Origin of the sequence: Streptomyces sp. NPDC086766 (genome assembly GCF_044746005.1) — a bacterium.
Classification (GTDB): Bacteria; Actinomycetota; Actinomycetes; order Streptomycetales; family Streptomycetaceae; genus Streptomyces.
In genome coordinates this window covers 1-19,097 of the sequence record NZ_JBIVBI010000038.1, presented here as the reverse complement: position 1 = coordinate 19,097, position 19,097 = coordinate 1, and the positions used below count along the sequence as shown (strand labels likewise).

Annotated in this window: 23 protein-coding genes and 2 pseudogenes; 10 read left to right on the top strand and 15 right to left on the bottom strand. The window is 69.6% G+C overall.

Going from position 1 to position 19,097, the window contains the following annotated elements:
- Positions 1-266: hypothetical protein (locus ACIPM1_RS32930; RefSeq protein WP_402440918.1), on the top strand; the 266-nt coding region annotated here is incomplete at its 5' end.
- Between the two features lie 36 nt (positions 267-302).
- Here ACIPM1_RS32930 and ACIPM1_RS32925 read toward each other — a convergent pair.
- Positions 303-597, bottom strand: a pseudogene (locus tag ACIPM1_RS32925) (IS5/IS1182 family transposase); the annotation flags it as partial.
- A 223-nt stretch (positions 598-820) separates the two neighbouring features.
- On the opposite strand from ACIPM1_RS32925, the pseudogene ACIPM1_RS32920 reads away from it, so the two are divergent.
- Positions 821-961: pseudogene (locus tag ACIPM1_RS32920) on the top strand (IS5/IS1182 family transposase); the annotation flags it as partial.
- Between the two features lie 47 nt (positions 962-1,008).
- Here ACIPM1_RS32920 and ACIPM1_RS32915 read toward each other — a convergent pair.
- Together ACIPM1_RS32915 and ACIPM1_RS32910 are read right to left on the bottom strand one after the other, a co-directional pair.
- Positions 1,009-1,506: a hypothetical protein gene (locus ACIPM1_RS32915; RefSeq protein WP_402440912.1), complete on the bottom strand. Its 498-nt coding sequence runs from the start codon at positions 1,504-1,506 to the stop codon at positions 1,009-1,011.
- Positions 1,507-1,911: 405 nt separating this feature from the next.
- Complete coding sequence (locus ACIPM1_RS32910) at positions 1,912-2,103, bottom strand: hypothetical protein (RefSeq protein ID WP_402440910.1); 192 nt, start codon at positions 2,101-2,103, stop codon at positions 1,912-1,914.
- Positions 2,104-2,111: 8 nt separating this feature from the next.
- Between ACIPM1_RS32910 and ACIPM1_RS32905 the strand changes: the two genes are divergently transcribed.
- Positions 2,112-2,297, top strand: a complete 186-nt coding sequence (locus ACIPM1_RS32905; RefSeq protein ID WP_402440908.1) for a hypothetical protein — start codon at positions 2,112-2,114, stop codon at positions 2,295-2,297.
- Between the two features lie 112 nt (positions 2,298-2,409).
- On the opposite strand, the gene ACIPM1_RS32900 is transcribed toward ACIPM1_RS32905, so the two are convergent.
- Positions 2,410-2,610, bottom strand: coding sequence for a hypothetical protein (locus ACIPM1_RS32900; protein ID WP_402440916.1), 201 nt, complete (start codon positions 2,608-2,610; stop codon positions 2,410-2,412).
- Between the two features lie 156 nt (positions 2,611-2,766).
- Here ACIPM1_RS32900 and ACIPM1_RS32895 point away from each other — a divergent pair, with 156 nt between their 5' ends.
- Positions 2,767-3,021, top strand: coding sequence for a hypothetical protein (locus tag ACIPM1_RS32895; RefSeq protein ID WP_402440906.1), 255 nt, complete (start codon positions 2,767-2,769; stop codon positions 3,019-3,021).
- 172 nt (positions 3,022-3,193) lie between these two features.
- On the opposite strand, the gene ACIPM1_RS32890 is transcribed toward ACIPM1_RS32895, so the two are convergent.
- On the bottom strand, positions 3,194-4,090 hold the full coding sequence (locus tag ACIPM1_RS32890; RefSeq protein ID WP_402440904.1) for a helix-turn-helix transcriptional regulator: 897 nt from the start codon (positions 4,088-4,090) through the stop codon (positions 3,194-3,196).
- A 215-nt stretch (positions 4,091-4,305) separates the two neighbouring features.
- Here ACIPM1_RS32890 and ACIPM1_RS32885 point away from each other — a divergent pair, with 215 nt between their 5' ends.
- The 4 genes from ACIPM1_RS32885 (at position 4,306) to ACIPM1_RS32870 (ending at position 8,060) form a co-directional block, all read left to right on the top strand.
- Positions 4,306-5,283: an aldo/keto reductase gene (locus ACIPM1_RS32885; protein ID WP_402440902.1), complete on the top strand. Its 978-nt coding sequence runs from the start codon at positions 4,306-4,308 to the stop codon at positions 5,281-5,283.
- Between the two features lie 51 nt (positions 5,284-5,334).
- Entirely contained in the window at positions 5,335-6,363 is a 1,029-nt protein-coding gene (locus tag ACIPM1_RS32880; RefSeq protein ID WP_402440900.1) for a zinc-binding dehydrogenase, read from the top strand.
- A gap of 37 nt (positions 6,364-6,400) precedes the next feature.
- Positions 6,401-7,252 carry an aldo/keto reductase gene (locus ACIPM1_RS32875; RefSeq protein WP_402440898.1) on the top strand — a complete coding sequence of 284 codons (852 nt, stop codon included), beginning with the start codon at positions 6,401-6,403 and terminating at the stop codon, positions 7,250-7,252.
- A gap of 100 nt (positions 7,253-7,352) precedes the next feature.
- On the top strand, positions 7,353-8,060 hold the full coding sequence (locus ACIPM1_RS32870; protein ID WP_402440896.1) for a flavodoxin: 708 nt from the start codon (positions 7,353-7,355) through the stop codon (positions 8,058-8,060).
- A gap of 140 nt (positions 8,061-8,200) precedes the next feature.
- On the opposite strand, the gene ACIPM1_RS32865 is transcribed toward ACIPM1_RS32870, so the two are convergent.
- The 5 genes from ACIPM1_RS32865 to ACIPM1_RS32845 are packed head-to-tail and all read right to left on the bottom strand — an operon-like array spanning position 8,201 to position 12,614.
- Positions 8,201-8,623: a hypothetical protein gene (locus tag ACIPM1_RS32865; RefSeq protein ID WP_402440894.1), complete on the bottom strand. Its 423-nt coding sequence runs from the start codon at positions 8,621-8,623 to the stop codon at positions 8,201-8,203.
- Positions 8,620-10,737, bottom strand: coding sequence for an integrase (locus ACIPM1_RS32860; protein ID WP_402440892.1), 2,118 nt, complete (start codon positions 10,735-10,737; stop codon positions 8,620-8,622). Before ACIPM1_RS32860 ends, ACIPM1_RS32865 begins: the two co-directional genes overlap by 4 nt.
- Positions 10,734-12,179 (bottom strand): hypothetical protein, encoded by a 1,446-nt coding sequence (locus ACIPM1_RS32855; RefSeq protein WP_402440890.1) that lies wholly within the window; start codon positions 12,177-12,179, stop codon positions 10,734-10,736. Before ACIPM1_RS32855 ends, ACIPM1_RS32860 begins: the two co-directional genes overlap by 4 nt.
- Before the next feature lie 25 nt (positions 12,180-12,204).
- Positions 12,205-12,468 (bottom strand): hypothetical protein, encoded by a 264-nt coding sequence (locus ACIPM1_RS32850; protein WP_402440888.1) that lies wholly within the window; start codon positions 12,466-12,468, stop codon positions 12,205-12,207.
- Positions 12,465-12,614, bottom strand: a complete 150-nt coding sequence (locus ACIPM1_RS32845; protein WP_402440887.1) for a hypothetical protein — start codon at positions 12,612-12,614, stop codon at positions 12,465-12,467. Before ACIPM1_RS32845 ends, ACIPM1_RS32850 begins: the two co-directional genes overlap by 4 nt.
- Positions 12,615-12,724: 110 nt before the next feature.
- Between ACIPM1_RS32845 and ACIPM1_RS32840 the strand changes: the two genes are divergently transcribed.
- Entirely contained in the window at positions 12,725-13,351 is a 627-nt protein-coding gene (locus tag ACIPM1_RS32840; RefSeq protein ID WP_402440885.1) for a nucleotidyltransferase family protein, read from the top strand.
- On the opposite strand, the gene ACIPM1_RS32835 is transcribed toward ACIPM1_RS32840, so the two are convergent.
- The 5 genes from ACIPM1_RS32835 to ACIPM1_RS32815 form a co-directional block, all read right to left on the bottom strand.
- Complete coding sequence (locus ACIPM1_RS32835) at positions 13,326-15,734, bottom strand: site-specific integrase (RefSeq protein ID WP_402440883.1); 2,409 nt, start codon at positions 15,732-15,734, stop codon at positions 13,326-13,328. The genes ACIPM1_RS32840 and ACIPM1_RS32835 overlap by 26 nt on opposite strands.
- Positions 15,731-16,072 (bottom strand): helix-turn-helix domain-containing protein, encoded by a 342-nt coding sequence (locus ACIPM1_RS32830; protein WP_402440881.1) that lies wholly within the window; start codon positions 16,070-16,072, stop codon positions 15,731-15,733. Before ACIPM1_RS32830 ends, ACIPM1_RS32835 begins: the two co-directional genes overlap by 4 nt.
- Positions 16,073-16,136: 64 nt before the next feature.
- Complete coding sequence (locus ACIPM1_RS32825) at positions 16,137-17,192, bottom strand: tyrosine-type recombinase/integrase (protein WP_402440879.1); 1,056 nt, start codon at positions 17,190-17,192, stop codon at positions 16,137-16,139.
- A gap of 64 nt (positions 17,193-17,256) precedes the next feature.
- Positions 17,257-17,709, bottom strand: coding sequence for a hypothetical protein (locus ACIPM1_RS32820; RefSeq protein ID WP_402440877.1), 453 nt, complete (start codon positions 17,707-17,709; stop codon positions 17,257-17,259).
- On the bottom strand, positions 17,706-18,707 hold the full coding sequence (locus tag ACIPM1_RS32815) for a hypothetical protein (protein WP_402440914.1): 1,002 nt from the start codon (positions 18,705-18,707) through the stop codon (positions 17,706-17,708). The genes ACIPM1_RS32820 and ACIPM1_RS32815 overlap by 4 nt, the downstream gene beginning before the upstream one ends.
- Between ACIPM1_RS32815 and ACIPM1_RS32810 the strand changes: the two genes are divergently transcribed.
- Positions 18,615-19,097 (top strand): AAA family ATPase (locus tag ACIPM1_RS32810; protein ID WP_402440875.1); only part of this gene is annotated, 483 nt, incomplete at its 3' end. The two genes, ACIPM1_RS32815 and ACIPM1_RS32810, sit on opposite strands and share 93 nt — an antisense overlap.

Sequence of the window (19,097 nt, the reverse complement as noted above, 5' to 3'; positions counted from 1 at the left end):
TCACAGCGGCCTTCCCGGCCTCGGCGTCACTCGTCACGTCAGTCATCAACTGTCGCTTCCAGCTGGGGAGTTACACCACTCACCGTACAGACCCGCTCGCGGCTGCATCCGGGCGCGGAGCGGAGATCCTCGTCGATGGCTACACCTACGGCTCGCTGTCGATGACCGCATATACCCTGGACACCGCGTGTCCGGGCGCCGACGAGGGCACTGGCCCGGCGGCCGGGCTGCCCGAGGGTGTTCCGGCGGACGGCACCAACATCTGACCCGCCGTGGCTGCATGTGATGACCCAGATCAGTTTGCAGATGGCTGCGGCGAGTCCGAGGAAGGCCAGGTAGTTGCGGGGATGGCGCTCGTAGCGGTGGCTGAGTCGTCGGTAGCCGGTCAGCAGGACGGGGTACGTTCGATGGCCCATCTGCGGCGGCCGAGTCGTTCGCTGGACGATGCGTGCGCCCGTGTGTTTACCGTGTAACCATTTACGCAGATCAGGGACGTCGTAGGCCTTTTCGGCGTGGAGGCGTTGGGGGCTTGAAGTGACGGCCTCGGTGGGGGGCGTGACTCGTTTGGTGACCGGCCACCATCGGCTTCATGCCCTCGTGTCGTAGACGTTGGTGGTCGCGGTCCTCTCCGACCGCGCCGCCGACGGGCCCTGGCCCTTGGATGCGCTGCCCTGCGCGGCCGACGTCGAGACCGTACCGGGTTCGTTTCGGCTGGAGGTGCCGTCGGGGATGGTCAAGCACGAGGGCAGCCAGAACGTGCTGCGGGATGCAGCTCACAGGCGTGCTGTGCAGGCTGTTACGGCAGAAGGAAGGCTGATGAGCGAAGTCGTCCGCGTGCGTGGTCGACGCACCGAGCATCAAAACCTCCACCAATGTGCCGATCGCCGGCCAGGGCACGGACGCGCCGATGAAGATCGTGCGCCGCAAGCGGAGCATCGTCACCGACACCCTCGGGCCGCTGTCTCAGCGAAGATTGAGCACCTGAGGTGCCAGCGCCGACTGCTGGCTTCACACGTCGATGGTCCTTCGAGCGTGTTCGACGAACTGGGTACGCTTCGACGATGCGTGGTCAAGGAATCGCCTGATACCTGAGGGATCCGTCACTACGGAGGAACCGCCAGCGCGGTGCCCGAGGGTGGCCGCGCTGATGGCGGCGACGCACGCCGAGAGCGAGCGAGACAGTTCCTCCGCCATGCGCGCCAGCTTCTCGGGCCCTTCGATCTCCACCGTCGCCTGAGCGTCGGCGAGCCCGCCGTTCAGCAGTCCGCGGGCGCCATCGAGGGCAGTCCGGACGCCCTCGAGATTCGCTCCCGGTGTGATCAGCTCGCGATTGATCTCTTTGAGTATCTTGCGCAGCTCGTCCGCCCGAGCCGTGAATGCCGAGTACGCGTCGCGGCGGAGTTGCCGCCGCCAGTGCCGGTGTTCTGCCCTGACTTGTCGCTGAGCCGATAAGCCTGCAGCAGCAGCCGCGAGGGTGGTCCCCACCACTCCCACGGCTGCACCCACGACGGCAGACACCCCTGAGTCCATAGGAGAATCCTGACGGCTGGGAGCCGCATGTGGGAGGCAATTGCTGTGGGCCAGGTACTCGCACCCCGCCCGCAGCTCAAACTTCGGCGGCACGAGCCGCCCGTGGTCACCCATCTTCGGTGACCACGCCAAACTTCGTCGCGACAGATTCGGCGTCACCCCGGCCGCGCTGTTGTTTCCACCGCCACTCCGGCTATCAAGCCCGCATCACCCCACCGGCATCCCTGCCTCGCCTACGGAATTCCCGCCGTCGCCGCTTGCCGAATCGACGTACCAGACCACGGGCTGCGCTGGCTGGACTGCCGCCGCGACTGCATCGTCGCCGATACGACAGCAGCCATGCGCACCGACACCGCCGAAACGGCTGACAGGTCGCCCCGATCACAGCAAACTGCCCTGGCACTCAGCCGCAGGGGAGCGCGCCTTGGCCACCAATCCGTACTTCAACCAGCCCTTGACGCCCACCCGCCCGCGCATGTTCAACAGCATCATCGCCAAGCTCGTGTGGACGCTGGTGCCGATCGTCTCCGCCGGGTTGGAGGCCGCGGTCCCGTTCGTGGTCGCCGCGGTCAAAAGGTGTCGTGAAGCCGTGGCTGGCCATCACCTACGTCGTCGGGGAGATCGCCGTGTTCTCCGTGGCGTTCGCGATCAGCCCGAATACGAAGGACGACAGTCCCGTGCCGGGATTCCTCATGGTCCTGCTGCTCATCACGGCGGCGATGCACACCGCCCTCCTCGACAACGAGAAGATCACCGTGGGGGAGTAGCACGCGCAGCGAGCGGCCCGCTGGGGGGACCAGCGGCACTTGTCACGCCCGCCGCACCGGGGAAGGCCACGTAGGTGCTCCCCCTCGTCGGGGCCGCCGCCCCGCCAGTCGATCAGCTCGGCGTGCGCGGCGACGTCCAGCTCGTCCCAGCCCTCCAGGCTGGCCCGCTCCAGAACACCGCCACGTCGTGCAGCGAGAACGCGGTGCCGAGCGGCGGCCCGTCGACCGCCACCCGCTGACCGCCGTCCTCGACGACACACCGGGCCAGACGCAGCCTGCCGGTCGGGGTCAGCGGGGCATTACGGCGGGACACGAGGGCCTCCTGGGCGTCGCTGCAGACTTCGCAATCCACACCGAACCCAGAAGGCCCTCACCTGTTCAAGCGCCCAGTCCGCGTGTCACCAAAACAACAGCCGGTCGCCCCCGGCTCTCTGAACCCCTTCCGAAGCGAGACAGGGGAGACCCCGTAATGAACCACGCGCTCCCCGAGCCCGCCGTGATCGCCCTGATCGGCGTGAACGGCTCCGGCCAGTCCGCCCTCGCACGCACCTGGCCCGCCTCCTACCGGCTGGAACTGGACGCGTACCGCGAACGGGTCTCCGGCTACTTCTCTGTCAAGTCCAACGTGTTGAGCCAGCGTCCCGCTGGCGACTCCTGCGCCCGCTGTGCGGAGCCCGGTCTTCATGAGCGGCTGACCGGAGCTTCAGCTCGCGCCGTCGCGTGAGGTGATGCTGTCCAGCAGGCCCTGAACAGGCAGGTCGGCTTCTGCGGGATGAAGCCCGGTAAATGCTGGCAACGGAAGGGTTTTGCCGCTTGAGCTTGCCGATGATCAGGTTGGGCTGAATTTGCTCAACGGACGAGCATGTCTCGCAAAGGACCGTTTGTGAGAACAGTGGTCAGGGCGATGCGTGCGGAACTTCCCGGTGGGGCACGGCTGCGGACGCGGTCATGTCGAGCAGGAGCATGGCGTCGTGGTCGGGTGTGCCGGGTTCGGCGGTGTAGACACCGATGCGCTGGCCGGGGGTTCCTTCCAGCTGCATGGACTGGGAGGTGAGCGTGAGGGTGCCGACGCGGGGGTGGTGGAAGGTCTTCTGGGCGGGCTTGCGGCCGGTGACCTCGTAGCGTTCCCACAGCCGGGCGAAGTCGGGGCTCTTGAGGAGGAGCTCGCCGACGAGGTTGGTCAGGTCCGGGGCGTCGGGGGCGGTGCCGGCGACGGCGCGCAGGCGGGCGACGCAGGCGGTGATCTGGCGGTCCCAGTCGCCGAAGAGATCCCGCGCGGCCGGGTGGAGGAAGAGGTAGCGGGCCAGGTTGCGGTGTTTGGCCGGCCAGTCTTCCAGGCCCGCGTACAGGGCGAGGCCGCCGGGGTTCCAGGCGAGCATGTCCATGCTGCGGCTGATGACGTACGCGGGGTTCGGCCGCAGGGACTCCAGCAGCAGCTTGAGGTGAGGCCGCACGGTGCGGCTGGGGGCCGGCGGCGGCTCGGGGGCGTAGCGGGCGGCGCGGGCGGCGAGCTCGCGCAGGTGCTGGTGCTCCTGGTCGTCCATGTGCAGGGCGCGGGCGAGGGAGTCGAGGACGGCGGGGCTGGGGCGGGTCTCCTTGCCGCGTTCCAGGCGCACGTAGTAGTCGATGCTGATGCCGGCGAGGGTGGCCAGCTCCTCGCGGCGCAGTCCGGGAGTGCGGCGGATGCCGGCGCCGACGGTAAGACCGACGTGCTCGGGGCTGGTCTGGGTGCGGCGGGCGCGCAGGAAGCGGCCCAGCTCGGCGCCTTCGCTGTTCGCGCTCTGGGATGCCATGACTCCAGTTTCACCCGGTGGGCAGCCGTGCCGCGGAGGGGAGGGGGGCCCTGTCATTACCCCTGAAGAGCACGCCCTGCCACACCCGAGCGATCCGGGCGAAGGTGAATGAGGAAGACGCCGGCCTCTTGCGTCGCCCGGCTTCGACGGGCACGGCCTGCCGGGCCGGGCAAGAGTGACAGACCAGGCGAGACCCATGATCGGAAGAGTGCGAGATGCGGTACATCAAGCTGCGTGACCTGGACGTTTCCCGGATCGGGCTGGGCGCGATGGGCATGTCCCACGGCTACACCGGCTCCAGCACCGATGACGCGGAGTCGATCCGGACCGTGCACCGAGCCTTGGAGCTGGGCGTCACGCTGATCGACACCGCGGAGATCTACGGCCCCTACACCAACGAGGAGCTGCTCGGGCGGGCGCTGAAGGGCCGCCGGGACCAGGTGGTGCTGGCCACCAAGTTCGGCCTGGTCTCGCACGGCGGCGAGGGTGCGTGGAATCTGGACTCCAGCCCTGCCAACATTCGCACCGCGGTCGAGGGCTCCCTCAGGCGGCTGGGCACCGACTACATCGACCTGTACTACCAGCACCGCGTCGATCCGAACACGCCGATCGAGGAGACCGCCGGCGCCGTGAAGGAGCTGATCGACGAGGGCAAGGTCCGCGCCTTCGGGCTCTCCGAGGCCGGTCCGGATACCATCCGCCGGGCCCACGCCGTCCAGCCCGTCACCGCGGTCCAGTCCGAGTACTCCCTGTTCACCCGGGGAATCGAGGAACGCGTGCTGCCCGTCCTGCGGGAGCTGAACATCGGCCTGGTGCCGTTCTCCCCGCTCGGTCGCGGCTTCCTGACCGGTACGGTCCGCTCCACCGACCAGTTCGACGAGAACGACTTCCGTCGCGACAACCCGCGCTTCACCAGCGAGAACTTCCAGCACAACCTGGCGCTCGCCGACGAGGTCAAGGCCCTGGCCGACGAGGCCGGTGCCACGCCCGGTCAGGTGGCGCTGGCCTGGCTGCTCGCCCAGGGCGACGACATCGCCCCGATCCCCGGCACCAAGCGCGTCAGCCGGGTCGAGGAGAACACCGCCGCCGACGCCGTCACCCTCACCGCCGAGCAGCTCGACCGGCTCTCCAGCCTGCCGCCCGCCGCCGGCGCCACCCACACCGAGGCCCAGGCCCGGATGCTGGAGCGCTGACACATCCCCGTCGCGCCCCTCCCCACCCCCCTGTTTGGAGCAATCCCCCTCATGCGTGCAGCAGTGATGTACGGAGCCGGTGACGTCCGCGTCGAGGACCGGCCCGACCCGAAGATCGTCCAGCCCACCGACGCCGTGGTGCGCGTCGTCGCCTCCTGTGTGTGCGGCAGCGACCTGTGGCCCTATGCGTCGATGCCTGCCACCGACGCCGGCCGCCCCATGGGCCACGAGTTCCTCGGCGTCGTCGAGGAGACCGGCGCGAAGGTGACCGGCCTGAAGGCCGGTGACCTGGTCGTCGCCCCGTTCACCTACAGCGACAACACCTGCGACTACTGCGCCAAGGGCCTGCACATCTCCTGCCGCAACGGCGGCCGGTACGGCTTTGACGGCGTCGACGGCGGGCAGGGCGAAGCCGTCCGCGTCCCGTATGCCGAGGGCACCCTGGTGAAGCTGCCGGTGGCCGCCGACTCCGCGCTGATCCCGTCGCTGCTGGCACTGTCGGACGTGATGACCACCGGCCACCACGGCGCCGTCACCGCCGGCGTCGGCCGCGGGAATGCGGTGCTCGTCGTCGGGGACGGCGCGGTCGGCCTGTGCGCGGTGATCGCCGCCAAGCGGCTCGGTGCCGAGCGGATCGTGCTCGCGGGCCGCCACGAAGCCCGCACCAGCCTGGGCCGAGCGTTCGGCGCCACCGACGTGGTCGCCGAACGCGGCGAGGAGGGCATCGCCCGCATCCGCGAGCTGACCGGCGGCGTGGACAAGGTCATCGAGGCCGTCGGCACCCGCCAGGCCCTCGACACCGCGCTCGGCGCGGTCCTGGACGGCGGCACCATCAGCCGCCTGGGCGTCCCCCAGTACGAACAGGGACCGATCGGCCCCGCTGAGTTCATGCGCAACATCACCCTGACCGGCGGCGCCAGCCCCGCCCGCGCCTACATCGAACAGCTCCTGCCCGACGTCCTGGACGGCACCATCACCCCCGGACGCGTCTTCGACCGCACCTTCCCCCTCGACCAGGCCCCGGACGCCTACCGGGCCATGGCCGACCGCCAGGTCCTCAAGGCCCTCATCCGCCCCTGACCACCCGCCCCCACCCGCACAGCGAAGGACCTCCCCCATGCAGCACGTGACCTTGAACAACGGCGTCGAGATGCCGATCCTCGGCTTCGGCGTCTACCAGATCCCCGCCGAGGACACCGAGCGCGCCGTCTCCGAGGCCCTGGCCGCTGGCTACCGCCTGCTGGACACCGCCGCCGCCTACGGCAACGAAGAAGCCGTCGGCCGCGCCATCAAGTCCAGCGGCATCCCGCGCGAGGAACTGTTCGTCACCACCAAGCTGTGGGTCCAGGACGCCCCCGCCCAGGACAACACCCGCCGCGCGTTCGAGACCTCGCTGAACAAGCTGGGACTGGACTACCTCGACCTGTACCTGATGCACCAGCCCTTCGGCGACGTCTACGGCCAGTGGCGCGCCATGGAGGCACTCAACCGCGAGGGCCTGGCCAAGGCGATCGGCGTCGCCAACTTCTACCCCGACCGGCTGATCGACCTGATCCTCAACAACGAGATCACCCCGGCCGTCAACCAGATCGAGACCCACCCCTTCTTCCAGCGCACCGACTACCAGGACCTCATGCGCGAACACGGGGTGCAGATCCAGTCCTGGGGCGGCTTCGCCGAAGGCAAGAACGACCTGTTCACCAACCCCCTGCTCGCCGAGATCGGCAAGGAGCACGGCAAGTCCGTCGCCCAGGTCGTGCTGCGCTGGCTCACCCAGCGCGGCGTCGTCGCCATCCCCAAGTCCGTACGTGCCGAGCGCATGGCCGAGAACATCGACGTCTTCGACTTCCAGCTCACCGACGAGCAGATGGCCCAGATCGCCACCCTCGACACCGGCAGCTCCCTGTTCTTCGACCACCACGACCCCGAGATGGTCACCTGGCTCGCCGGGCGCCGCCTGGACAGCTGAAGCACCACCAGACGCCCCTCGCCGGGCGGGTGCCCCGGAAGCAGACGTCCAGGGCACCCGCCCGGCCCCATCCAGTCCGGTTCACCGGGAGCCGCCCACCGTGATCACGCCACAGCACCTCGCCGACACCGCCCTGCCGAGCCGGCGCACCGTTCTGCGCGGCACGCTGCTGAGCGCAACCGCCGCTTTGAGCGCGACCTACCTGGCGGCCTGCTCATCGTCCTCCCCGCGGCCCGGCACCCCTACCTCCTCCCCGTCTGCCGCGACGACCGGAAGCAACGTGAAGCGAGTCCTGCTGGCTTACTTCTCCCGACCGGGCGAGAACTACTCCTACGGCGGCCGTACCGACCTGAAGGTCGGCAACACCGAGGTGCCGGCCAACAAGATCGGCAGCCGCATCACCTGCGACACCTATCGCATCCAGGCCGCCGACCCCTACCCGCACGACTACGACGCCACCGTTCAGCGCAACGTCCGCGAACAGGACACCGACGCCCGCCCGGCCGTCAACGGCCGCCTGCCCTTGCTCGACGGCTACGACACCATCCTGTTGGCCAGCCCCATCTGGAACGTCCGAGCACCCATGATCATGACGACGTTCACCGAAGCCCTCGACTTCCGCGGCAAGACCATCCACCCGGTCACCACCTACGCCATGAGCGGCCTGGGCACCACCGAACGCGACTACGCCGCCTCATGCCCCGGCGCGACCATCGCCGAGGGCCTGGCGGTACGCGGCGAAGAAGTCAACGACGCCGACACCGAAGTCGAGGCATGGCTGCGACGCACCGGACTGCCCGCACGGTGACCGCTCCCGCCGAGCACGCCACGACCCGGATACTCTCCGCCAGGCGCTCTCTGCCGCCGATCGGATGCTTCCCGGTTCGGCACCGCCGCCGGCGCTGAAAGCGGGCTGGCGGCCGGCGAACGGGACTAAGGGGAAGGTCCTCACTGCCCTGGGCCAATTCGGGGCTGTGTGGGCAGCATTCGGACCACGCTACCGCCGTGAGCTTGCTGCTGCCGCAGTACACGGTTCTCAACGGTGGACTGGTGCAGGGCACCCACCAGCGCTTCGACGTCGGCTTTCAGCCGAGCGATCTCTTCGGCGTCTGCGGCCCGCAGCTCCTTCAGCCGCCTGACCTGCTGGCGCAACCGCTTCTCACTGTCGGGAGTCTGCCCGCGGACGCGGACCTTGTCGTAGAACTGGTTCTTCAGGTCCGGGTGGCGTTGGGTGAGCGCGTTGCGAGGCACGCCGGCTTCCGCGGCGAGTGCGACGATGGTCAGGGCGCCGTTGGAGTGCTCTGGATGGCCAGACAGGATGCGTTCCATCGCCGCGCGGATGCGGTCGCGTTCGTCGGGGGCTGGGCTCATGGAGTCGGCTCCTGTCGGTGGATGCGGTCGTGCTCGTGGCGGTCGGCGAGCGCGCGCAGCTGCACGGCGCGGCGGGCGAGGCGGTCGGCGAGGGGGCCGGGAACCGTTTCGGAGGCGGCCTGCTTCTCCAGGGCTTGGGCGTGCTGAAGGAGCTGGGCGGCATGGTGGTCGGTGCGCGCAATGTTCGCGCACGACGGCCTGCAGCGGTCCAGGCGCGGGGCGTCGTCGGCGTCCATGCGGTGGCACAGGGCTCGCTCCCGGTTGTAGACGCACATCAGCAAGGAGCGCGGGTTGTCGTAGACGGTCAGGGCCGGGTTGCCGAGGATGTCGCGGGCCTGGCGGTGGGTGCGGATCGACCCGGCGAAGGTTGGCGCCTGCGCCGCGGCGTGGATCGCGCGGCGAGCGGCCGGACCGGAGATGCCCACCCCGCGGGCGAGGTCGTCGTGGAGGTTGGTGAGAGTGTCGGCGGTGGCCCGGGCGGTTTCGATGTCCAGCAGCTGGTGGATGCCGTCGCGGCCGCGGGCGGCGTACCCGCCGCTGACCGCGGTGCGCATGTGCCCGTACTGGATGGCCAGCGCCACCAGGCCGCCCGGGCGGCGGGCGATGTGCCAGGCCAGGGTGCGACGGAACCGGGCCAGACCGATCGGGCCGTGAGGGTCGTCAGGGACGACCTCGCCGTCCCGGCCCAGGACCCGGGCGCGACCGGAGGCCCAGGCGGCGAAGGCCTCGATGCGTGAGTGCAGCCCCGTAAAACGCAGGGATGCCGTGCTGCGGGTGGGGATGTCCACGAAGGTGTGCGCGGCCGCATCGAACAGCAGCCCGTCGGCCGGGACGAGGCTCTCCAGCACGCGGATCGCCCGCACAACGGGCGGGATGGCCACCCAGGGGACCTCGCGCAGGCGTCCGGCGGAGTGGTGGTTGCCGTCCTCGTCGAAGGCGTTCTTGAACTCGCGCCCGTAGATCAGGTGCCGGCCGGAGGTGACCTCGGGGCAGCAGCCGGCCTGCAGGCCGAGCACTTCGGCCGGGCGCATCCCGGTCAGGTAGGCCAGGACGATGAAGCACGCCGTGCCCAGATGCCGCATGAGCTCGCGGGTCTCGGTGAAGTCGATGAACACCGTCCACGGCTCCCCGTCGATACGCCCGGTGATCGGCGTGGCCAAGGGGCAGGGGCCGGGGTTGGCGTCGACGTAGGCGAGCAGGTGCTGCCACGGCTCGGTCCGCAGCAGGTTGTTGATCTGCGTGGACGGGCAGCTGGCCCGGGCGGCGATGTAGGTGTTGGCCAGGGCGTGGCGGTAGCCGGCGTTGGCCCGGGAGGGAACCGGCTGGCCCCGGTCGATGAGGTCCTGCAAGAAGCTCTTCAGTCGGGCCTTCGAATCTGGCGTGGCCGGCGTACGCACGGCGGCGTCGGCCATGCGCCGGCTTTCCGCCCAGGCGGCGAGGATGTCGTCGGCGAAGTCGTCGACCACGCGCAGCGCCCAGATCAGCAGCGGCCCCATGGTGGCCGGTGAGATCACCTCCGTGCTGTTCTCGCCCCGCCGGGGGCTGGGCGTCCGGGGCAGGAAGCCGTCGACGCCGAGACGGTGCCAGGGCGGCATCGCCATCCCGCTCGGCGCAGGACCGGCCGCATCGAACGCCCACAACCGGGTCAGGGCCACCAGGTCCTTGGTGACGTTGCCGCGGCTGGCGCCCGGCTGCCGGGCCAGATGGCCGGCCCACGAGATGCACACCTCTTCGGTGACAGCGTGCAGGCCTCCCCCTTCCTGCCGGTGCAGCCAGACGCAGAAGCGCTGCCAGCGCAGCACGCTCTGGTGGATCCCGGCCGGGCCCAGGCGGGAGTGCCAGGTCGGATGGCCGACCAGCACGCTCGCCGGCAACGGCGTGTTGATCATCATCCAGGCGGCCAGCTGCACCTGCGGCAGCAGTGGGGCCGGGAAGCGCGACCAGTCCAGCCCGGGCCGGGCGGCGCTGGGGTTGGCGACCAGCGGGGCCAGCGACCACACCTCATCGGCGTAGATCGGCACCGGCACGGGGCCGGGCGCCAGGACCAGCGACGGCGCGACGACCGGCGTGTCCCAGGAGGGCAGGGCCGGCAGTTCGGCAGGCAGAGCGGTCACAGGTCGAAGTCCCCTTGCAGAAGCTGGTCGATGACCGTGCGGTCAGATGCGGTGACGGTCTCCAGCGCCGCCTGCCAGACCGGCTCGCCGAGTCGGCCGCGCAGGTCGGTCAGCCGGGCATGGGCATCCGCCCAGTCCGCCTGCCAGATGCCCGGCTCCACCACGCCGCGCAAGTGCTCCAAGGCGTTGAGCAGGTGGGCCAGGCGCGGATGATGGGCGGGACTGACGTGGGCATTGGGGCAGGCCGTGCACAGCAGGAACGAGGCGGCACACCCGTGCCCGGCCGGGCTGAACGGGCTGTTCTCCCAGCCCGCGCAGCCAGCGGTAGCCGTCTGCCGGTCTCCATCCGCCGCGTCCGGGGTGAGGCGGGCGGTGAAGACGGTGCGGCGGGCGGCATCCACCGCCTCCAGCGCGCCGTCGGCGATCACCGGCACCGCCGCCTGCTGGGCCTGCGGATCGCCCACGACGTAGATGCTGTCGTGGGTGTCCTGGCTGTTCTGCCCGGGCTCGCGCCGGTGCAGCACGTTCACCGTCTTGCGCAGCCGCCGCAACGGAGAGCCCCGCAGTCCCACCGAGCGCGCCCAGTCGCCGCCGGCCAGTTCGTCCACCCCCAGCCCGAACGGGCCGATCCGCACCGCCCTGCGATACCCCTGGCCGTCATGCGGGGTGGTCTGACGCCAGACGAGCAGCCGGTCGATGTTCCCATCCAGCTGCCCCATCAGGGCCCGGGCGTGCGCGGTCGCCTCCAGAGCCTCGCTGATCACCCGCCCCGAGGAGTCGGCGCCGGAGTCGGTCACATTGCGGCTCTCGAACCGGCCGCGGTGCCCCGCGCGGCGCCGCTTCTCCAGCCGCAATCGGTAGACCGGCATCCCCGCCTCCGCCGTGCCCGGCAGCGCCCGCGGCACCGGCATCTCCGACAGCGTCGTGGCATTCAGACCGAGCTCCGCGACGATCAGCACGGCCAACGCCGCCGACTCCTTGCGGCTCAGAAAGAGGCGCCCCCACGTGCACGGTGCCGAGCCACCGGCCAGCGCCGCCCGGTAGCGCCTGCGGACCGTGCGCGGCCTGTCATACACGGGAACGTCACCGGTGCGGGCCAGCACGTCCAGCGCCTCGCCCAGCAGCCAGCCGGTGCCGCCTGGCTCGATCCGGCCCGCCCGCCACGCCTCCAGATGCTCGGTGTTCTCCCGAATCCGCAGCAGTGCCGCGCGGAACGTGCGCCGCGCTGCCACCCGGATGGCTGTGAACTCGTTCGGTGTGTAGGCCTCTTCGCGGCCCGGCGTCCACGCGAACCGCTGGGCCATGGCCTCCCGCACCGGCCGTGTCAGCCGTTCATCGTGCTGCAGCAGGCCGGCGACGGCGGCGTACTTGTTGTATCCGTTCGTGTTCGGCGGCAGGCTCAGCCGCCACGCGTGCCAGTGCGCCGCACTCAGCCGGTCCACGTCCAGTGGCGCTGCCTCCAGCTTGCTACTCGCCGAAGGGCCGGACCAGGTACCAGCTCGCCTCGCTGGTCTCCACGCTGTCCCAGCCACCGCCCGGGCCGCACTTGGTGGCGAACAGCACGGCCAGCGACCGCTGCCACGGCTCGGGCGCGGGGAAGGTGCCGAAGTCGTAGTCGCGCACCCGGCCCTGCTGGTCCCGGTGGAGCACCACCAGGCCGCCGTGTTCCAGGGCCATCGGCCGCTGGTGCGGGGTGTCGGGCAGGGCGGCCGCGCGGCCGCGGCGGCTCACCGGGCCACCATCTGGTCGTCCAGGTCCTGAATGCCCTCGCTCTCGCGAGCCAGCCGCGCGAACACCTCTGTCATCTCCCCCTCTGACAGGGGGCCTTCGGCTGGCTGGAAGTCGGCCAGCAGCGACCGCAGCTGCAGGTCCGCCACCGGAGCTAATGGTGACGTCGGGTATTGGAAGTATCTGAATGCCTCCGGGTTGAGGGGGCGCCCGAGGCGGTTCTGGTCCGTCCCGGTGCCAGCTGTGGTAGGCAGGGCTGGTGATCAGCCGACTTCCTCTCGACGAGCAACTTGAGTCCCTGCGTGCGGCGCTGTCGCGTAACGACGTGCTGATGGAGGTGCTGACGCGGACTGCGACGTTGGATCTGCCTGGGTGGTATGTGACGGCAGGATGCCTGTTTCAGACCGTATGGAACGTGGTCACGGACAAGCCGCCGACCAGCGGCATCAAGGACTACGACGTCTTCTACTTCGACGCCGACGATCTGTCCTGGGAAGCGGAGGATGCCGTGATCAAGACCGGGCGGGAGGTCTTCGTCGACCTGCCTGCAGAGGTTGAGATCCGGAACGAGGCACGGGTTCACCTCTGGTATGAGGACAAGTTCGGAGTGGTGTGTCCGCCGTATGAATCCACCGAGGCGGCGATCGACAGCTTCGCCGCGACGACGTGCTGCCTGGGAGTACGTCTGGAGACCGACGGCCGGTGGCGCGTATATGCGCCGCACGGGCTCTCGGATGTGTTCAACCTCGTCGTTCGTCCGAACCCGGTGCTCGCGCCGCGGTCGGTCTATGAGACCAAGGCGGCGCGGTGGCGTGAGCAGTGGCCCGAGCTGACGGTCCTCGAGTGGCCTTCCGGGAGTGTCACGTCGGCCTTGCCCGCTGGCTGATCTCGGCGGCGTAGGTGGCCCAGTCGCCCGCGGAGAGACGTTGCCAGGCGACGGCGACGTCGGTGTGGATGCCCAGGGTGCGGGCGAGGATCGCGGCGGGGATCTCGGTGGCGAGTTGGAAGAGCGCGGTGCTGCGGGCCTGGTTGGGCCGGATCCCGAGCTGGTTGAGGCGTTGTGTCAGCTGTGTGGTGCTGATCGGGCGTCCGGGCTGGCCGCCGGGGAAGAGCCATGATGACGGGGCCAGGGCTCCGATGGTCGCGTGGCCTTTGCGGTTCGCAGTGACCGCGCGGGCCAGCGCTGCGACGGGCTCGGGCAACTGGACGGGTGCATCGCCGAGGTGGAGACGTACTTCCTGAACGCCGACCTCGACGTCTTCGATAGTCAACCGGCTGATGGCCGACGGCCCTTGGGCATAGAGGAGGAGAAGCAGCCCGGCGAGGCGGTCTTCGGGCTTGAGCGTGTCGTCGTGCAGGAGCCGACGCGCGGTGTTCCAGCGGTGCTCGTCGTCGAGCGGCTGGGTGGGGCCGTTCCATCGGACGGCGGGGACGTGGACGGTGGTGAGCTTGTTGGTGCGGGCCCAGCGTATGAAGTGTCCGGCCGTCTGGCGGTAGGTGGCGGAGCCGTCGGTGAGCCACCGGTCTAGGTCAGCCTGCCGGCAGGTATCCAGATTGAGGCCGTGGTCCCTCAGCCAGTTCAGGAAGGCGACGGCCGCATGGGTGCGTTGACGCGCGGACATGAACTGCTGCGGGGTAAGGGGTCGGCCGTTGTTGCGTCGGCGAAGTCGCCGGACCAGGTGCCAGATCGCGTACCGATGCAGGACTTTGCGCTGTTCGGGGTCCTGCTGGGATGCGAGGAGGCCGGTGAGGAAGCGATCGAGGCGGACCATGTACTCGTCCCGCTCGGGAAGGGCACCGACGCCGACGAGTACTTGGCGGAGGTGGGCAAGAGGCGGACTGTCTGGCAGTTCGTCGAGGGCCTCGTGTGTCAATGCTCGTCGGCCGGCCGCGAGGTCGGACAGGACCGGGGAGACGGACGGCTTGTTCAGCCACCGCCTGGCGGTGATGGGGTGTTCGGTGGTGGCGATGTTGTTCCGGAGGGCTTCGAGGCCGGGGTGGAGGGCATCGGATGGAGGGCCCAGCAGTTCGTTGAGGCGCCGATTGATGAGGCAGCGAGCGCACTGGCCGGGGTGCGGATAGTCGGGATCGCTGCAGGTGGGGCACGTGTGCCAGACCTCAGGGGCGGTGCAGTCCGCGCAAAGGGGCTGTTCGAGCGTGCCGGAGACGACCGCCGCGACGCCTCCGCAGGCCGAGCACGAGGCTGAGCGACGCTGACAGTCCGGACACCATGGCCGGCCCGTGGCGCGGGAGGTGCCGCAGGGCTTCTCCTTGCCGCAGATACTGCAGGTGGCGGAGGTCAGGGAGGGACAGCTCGAACAGAGCGGACCGTCCGGCGTGCGGGTGTTCACGACCTTGCGTCGGCCGCAGTTGATGCAGGTCTCCAGGTTCGCCGGGTCGTTGACCAGGCAGTTCGGACACAGCGGCCGACCTTGACCGTCGCGAGTCGCCGGCTCTCGGCGGGCTCCGCAGCCCGAGCACTCCTCGATGCGGGAGTGGGAGATGCAGGTGCGGCAGACCCGCTGTCCGCCCAAGGGCTTGTCGATGCGTACGACTCTGCGGCAGCGGGGACATGCCGGCCGGACGATCCCGGCGACGCCGGCCGCGTGCGACAGGTCGATCAACCGGAGGATCGCGCGGTGGGGTGCGAGGTGACCGTCCCCGGTCAGCAGGCCGGGGTTGGATTCCAGGGCCCAAGCGAGTTTCTGCTGGTAGGAGGGACGGGGTGCCGCTCGGCGGACCGCATCGGCGATCACTTCCTGCCCGGCCTGCGGGTCCAGTTCGGCGATCAGGGCGCCGATCACGGCGATGGGGTCGCGTCCGTCGGTGTCCGGGCACTTGCCGCACCGGGGCCGCCCGGATCGGTCGCGTGAAGCGACCCGGCGGGTGTTTCCGCAGGCAGCACACGTCTCGGGCTGTGGTCCGCAGTTCCAGCAGTACCAGTCCTGGCCGCGGCGCTGGAGGGTTCGCATCTGTCTGCCGCACTCGGCGCAACACGGCGGCGAGATGGCCTGGGCTCCGGCCTCACGCAGGGCGATGAGCAGGTCGCCGACGGCCCTGGGTGCCGGAGAGCGTCCGTCGCTGAGCACGCTGGGACGCTCGGCCAGATGCGCCGCGAGGCGGCGTGACTTCGCGCGGCCGCCCGCGACACCCGTGACCACGGCGCGGATCCGGTCAGGCCCCAGTCGATGTTCGACCGCCGCGACCAGGTCCACGATCAGCCCGATCGGATCGGAGATGACCCGATCGGAGGGCTCCGGTGCGGTCACGGCCGCTCGACACCGCGGATGCGAGCCCGCTTGGGACGAAGGTCACCGACACCGGTCTCGGCACCAACAGCCTTCTTTGTACGGGTAGTTGACCCGGCACCCGCTGCGGCCACGGGCTCGATGAGGTCGTCCATGGTGCAGTCGAGGATGTCGAGCAGGGCCATGAGGATCTTCAGGCTGAGCCGTTCGGGCCGCTCGACAACGAGCCGGTAGACCTGGCTGGAGGACAGGGTGATGCCGCGGTCGTCCAGCAGCGGGATGAGGTCGGTGGTGGAGAAGAGCCCACGGTCGGCCATGACCTTGCGCAGGTGCCAGTGGTAGTCGAGCTTGGCGGCCATCAGCGGTCCTTGTCTGCGGAGGTCGGGGCGAGCGCGGGAGCAAGTGCCTTGTGGAGCATGGTGTTCATGAAGTCGTCGCTGACGTGGGTGTAGATGGCGGTGGAGCTGTCATTCTCGTGACCGACTTGCTGCTGGAGAAACCGCCGGTCAACCCGTCCTCCGTGAGGTGGGTGACGTAGGCGTGGCGAGCAGAGTGGACGGTCAGCTCCTTCGGGAGCTTCAGGGCGTCGCGGTAGGCGACGAACCGGGCGTTGATCTCCGCCGGCTTGACCCGGCCGCCCCGCTCGGTCACCCACAAAGCGGGGTGATCTTCGCAGCCGAACCGCGGACGGACGTTCTCCACGTAGTCGGCGACCGCCTCCACCGCCCAGTCCAGCACCGACAGCACGTTGCGGCGCCGGGGCGGCTGGCCCTTCTTGGCCTTGCCATAGCGGACGTTGAGCGTGCCGTACCGGCCGAACTGCGGAGCCTTCGGGTTCCGCCCGAAGTCGACCACATCCAGCTTTGATGTCTCGGTCCGACGCAGCCCCCATCCGTAGATGACCTTGAAGAGGGTGGCGTCCCGGTAGGCGGCGAGGGCTCCCTTGCGTTTGGCCCGTACCGCCCGTTCGACCTGGTCGTCGGCGTAGTCGAGGAAGCGCTGGATCTCCTCGCGGGTGAACGGCCTCGCCTCGGGGCGGCCCTCGTAGTCGTTGAGGTGGGCGATGGTGTTCCACTCGTGGCAGATGGCCACCGGATGGGTGCCGAAGGCGTCCTCGCAGGCCACCGCCCAGCCGTAACGGCCGTCGATCAGGAACTCGCTGAACAGGCGCAGGCTGCCCTGATAGCTGCGGATCGTGGAGGGTGCGAGGTGCTTCTCGCTGGTCAGCCACAGTGACCACTCATCCACGTGGCCCGGCGTCCAAGCCCACGGGTACTCGTTGGTGTACTCCAGAAACCGATGCACGAGCCGTTCCCGGGCGGTGACCGTGTCCTCACGGAGCCCACGAGCGGCCTGCTGGGCCCGCCAGCCCCGCAGCATCGCCTCGACCATCGCGTCCTGCGGACGCAGTTGGACCACCCCGGAGACCAGCTCCAGATGGGCCGCACCAGCCAGATCGGCGCGTCGCTGAAGACCCACTTCCGCCCTCCCTTCCGGAGGGCAAATCTTGCATCAGATGGGATCTGATCGCCAAACTCCCAGCTCAGACCGCCAAGTTGTAGGAGGATGGAGACCTCGCCGGACAGTGCCCTGACCTCGTGACCTGCGGATCCTCGCCCGTCTGATGCAATTCCCGAGGGTTGAGGTAGATGTGCTTCGTGGTCTCCAACTGGGCGTGGCCGAGCAGGTCCTGCACCATCCGCCACGGATCTCCGTACAGCAGCCGGAAGTCGCGCCGCTCTTCCGGCGTCAGGCCCATGCGCCGGTCCATGATGTGGTTGAGGACCACGAGCATGACCAGGGCGAAGCTGTGCCGGGCCATGTGCGGGGTGCAAAACGGCGGCTCGCCCATCACCGGTGCCAACACGCTCTCGCACCGCTCATTGGCTGTTCGGAACACGCCCTCCCAGGACGCCGGCTGGAACGGCAGCCCGGCCTCGTTTAGCCACAGCCACAACGGCTCCGGACCGGCCGGACCCTCGACGAACAAGCTCATCCGCTCATCCACCGTCGCCTCCGCCAGGGCCGTGTGACCCACCACACCGTCTCGGTCTCGCCAGTGCAACAGCCGGCGACGCCGACCCGACCCGTCTCGTGAGTCACCAGCCGCATCGGCAGTCCGTCGTACCGATCCGCCGCCTGCGCGCGCTGCACCACCCGGGCGCGCGACGACTCCACGTACCCCTCGACCTCACCCACCACGACAGAGGAGGCATAGAACGTGCGCGCTCGCTTCGACTTCGTCACCACCCGCGCCAGACGCCCCGCGTAGTACCGGCCGCCCTCCAGATGGAGACGCGGCACCTCCAGCGTCAGCAGCGAGGCCCCCTCCGTTAGACGCATCCCGGAGGAGAACAGCAGATCAGCGAAGGCCGCGTTGCGGTCGGCCAGCCGACCCGCCCACGTCGGCTCCGGCAGCCCGTCCGCGCCGTGCCCGCGCAGTCCCACATCCACCCAGCGGCGGAAGGCACGCGGCGTCAGCCAGCGCACCTCGCTCGTGCGCGCGTTCTTCGCCCGCGCCGCCGGCACCAACCGGGCCTCGCCGGTCCGGCCAATGACCGTCCGCATCAGCACCGGATTCGCCAGCACGTACTCGCGCTGCACCGCCCACTCATACAGCCGTGTGAGCGCAGCCACTCCCCGGTTCCACCGTGCCCCACCCACCCGGGCCGGGTTGCGCGGCGAGCGGGTCCGCCATTCCTCGAAGTCCCACAGATCCTCCGACGACGCCTCGCTCCACCACTTCCCGCGGCCCCACAGGAAATCGAAGAACAGACAGTAGTCGTCTGTGTAGTTCCGCTTCGTCTCCTGTGCGAGGCGGGCGAACGACGACCGGCACAGGTACCGGCTCAGCACGTCGTCGATCCGGTAGTCCGGAGAGAGAAGAATCGGATCCCCAGGATGAATCCCCACCCGTTCCTCACGTACGGCCAGGTCCTCCCACCCGGCCAGAACAGACACCCGGTCATTCGCCAGTTGGCGATCGATCGGCACCCAGAACGTACGCCAACCCAACACTCATCCACCCCTGCCCGATCCGCTTCAACACGTCGATCCAACAGGGAAGTAGCCGCGGGCGACCAGGAGGCCACCAGCGACGCGATGCTCGTTCTGCACGCTGTGCTGGAGCCCCGCCTTGCCCGCGGCCTCACCTGCGTCGTAGACGCTGCCAGCCCCAATGCCGACGTCCGCAGGCGTCTGATCGAAGCCGCTCACGCCCACCAGGTGCCCGCGGCCGCCGTGGTGATGACCGCGCCTCTGGAGCAGTGCCTGACCCGCAACGCCCGGCTACTGAGGTTTTCAGCGTGGGGTCGGTGGGTTGATAGTCAGGCCGGTGGCGGTGAGGCAGCCGTCGATCAGGCGGGGCCGGAGTTGGATTCTGCG

What these genes read in the sequence shown, in the direction of transcription:
- ACIPM1_RS32895 (WP_402440906.1), top strand. Translation starts at nt 2,767, where the DNA reads ATGAACCACGCGCTCCCCGAGCCCGCCGTGATCGCCCTGATCGGCGTG.
- ACIPM1_RS32890 (WP_402440904.1), bottom strand. Translation starts at nt 4,090, where the DNA reads ATGGCATCCCAGAGCGCGAACAGCGAAGGCGCCGAGCTGGGCCGCTTC.
- ACIPM1_RS32885 (WP_402440902.1), top strand. Translation starts at nt 4,306, where the DNA reads ATGCGGTACATCAAGCTGCGTGACCTGGACGTTTCCCGGATCGGGCTG.
- ACIPM1_RS32880 (WP_402440900.1), top strand. Translation starts at nt 5,335, where the DNA reads ATGCGTGCAGCAGTGATGTACGGAGCCGGTGACGTCCGCGTCGAGGAC.
- ACIPM1_RS32875 (WP_402440898.1), top strand. Translation starts at nt 6,401, where the DNA reads ATGCAGCACGTGACCTTGAACAACGGCGTCGAGATGCCGATCCTCGGC.
- ACIPM1_RS32865 (WP_402440894.1), bottom strand. Translation starts at nt 8,623, where the DNA reads ATGAGCCCAGCCCCCGACGAACGCGACCGCATCCGCGCGGCGATGGAA.
- ACIPM1_RS32830 (WP_402440881.1), bottom strand. Translation starts at nt 16,072, where the DNA reads ATGGCCGCCAAGCTCGACTACCACTGGCACCTGCGCAAGGTCATGGCC.
- ACIPM1_RS32820 (WP_402440877.1), bottom strand. Translation starts at nt 17,709, where the DNA reads ATGAGCTTGTTCGTCGAGGGTCCGGCCGGTCCGGAGCCGTTGTGGCTG.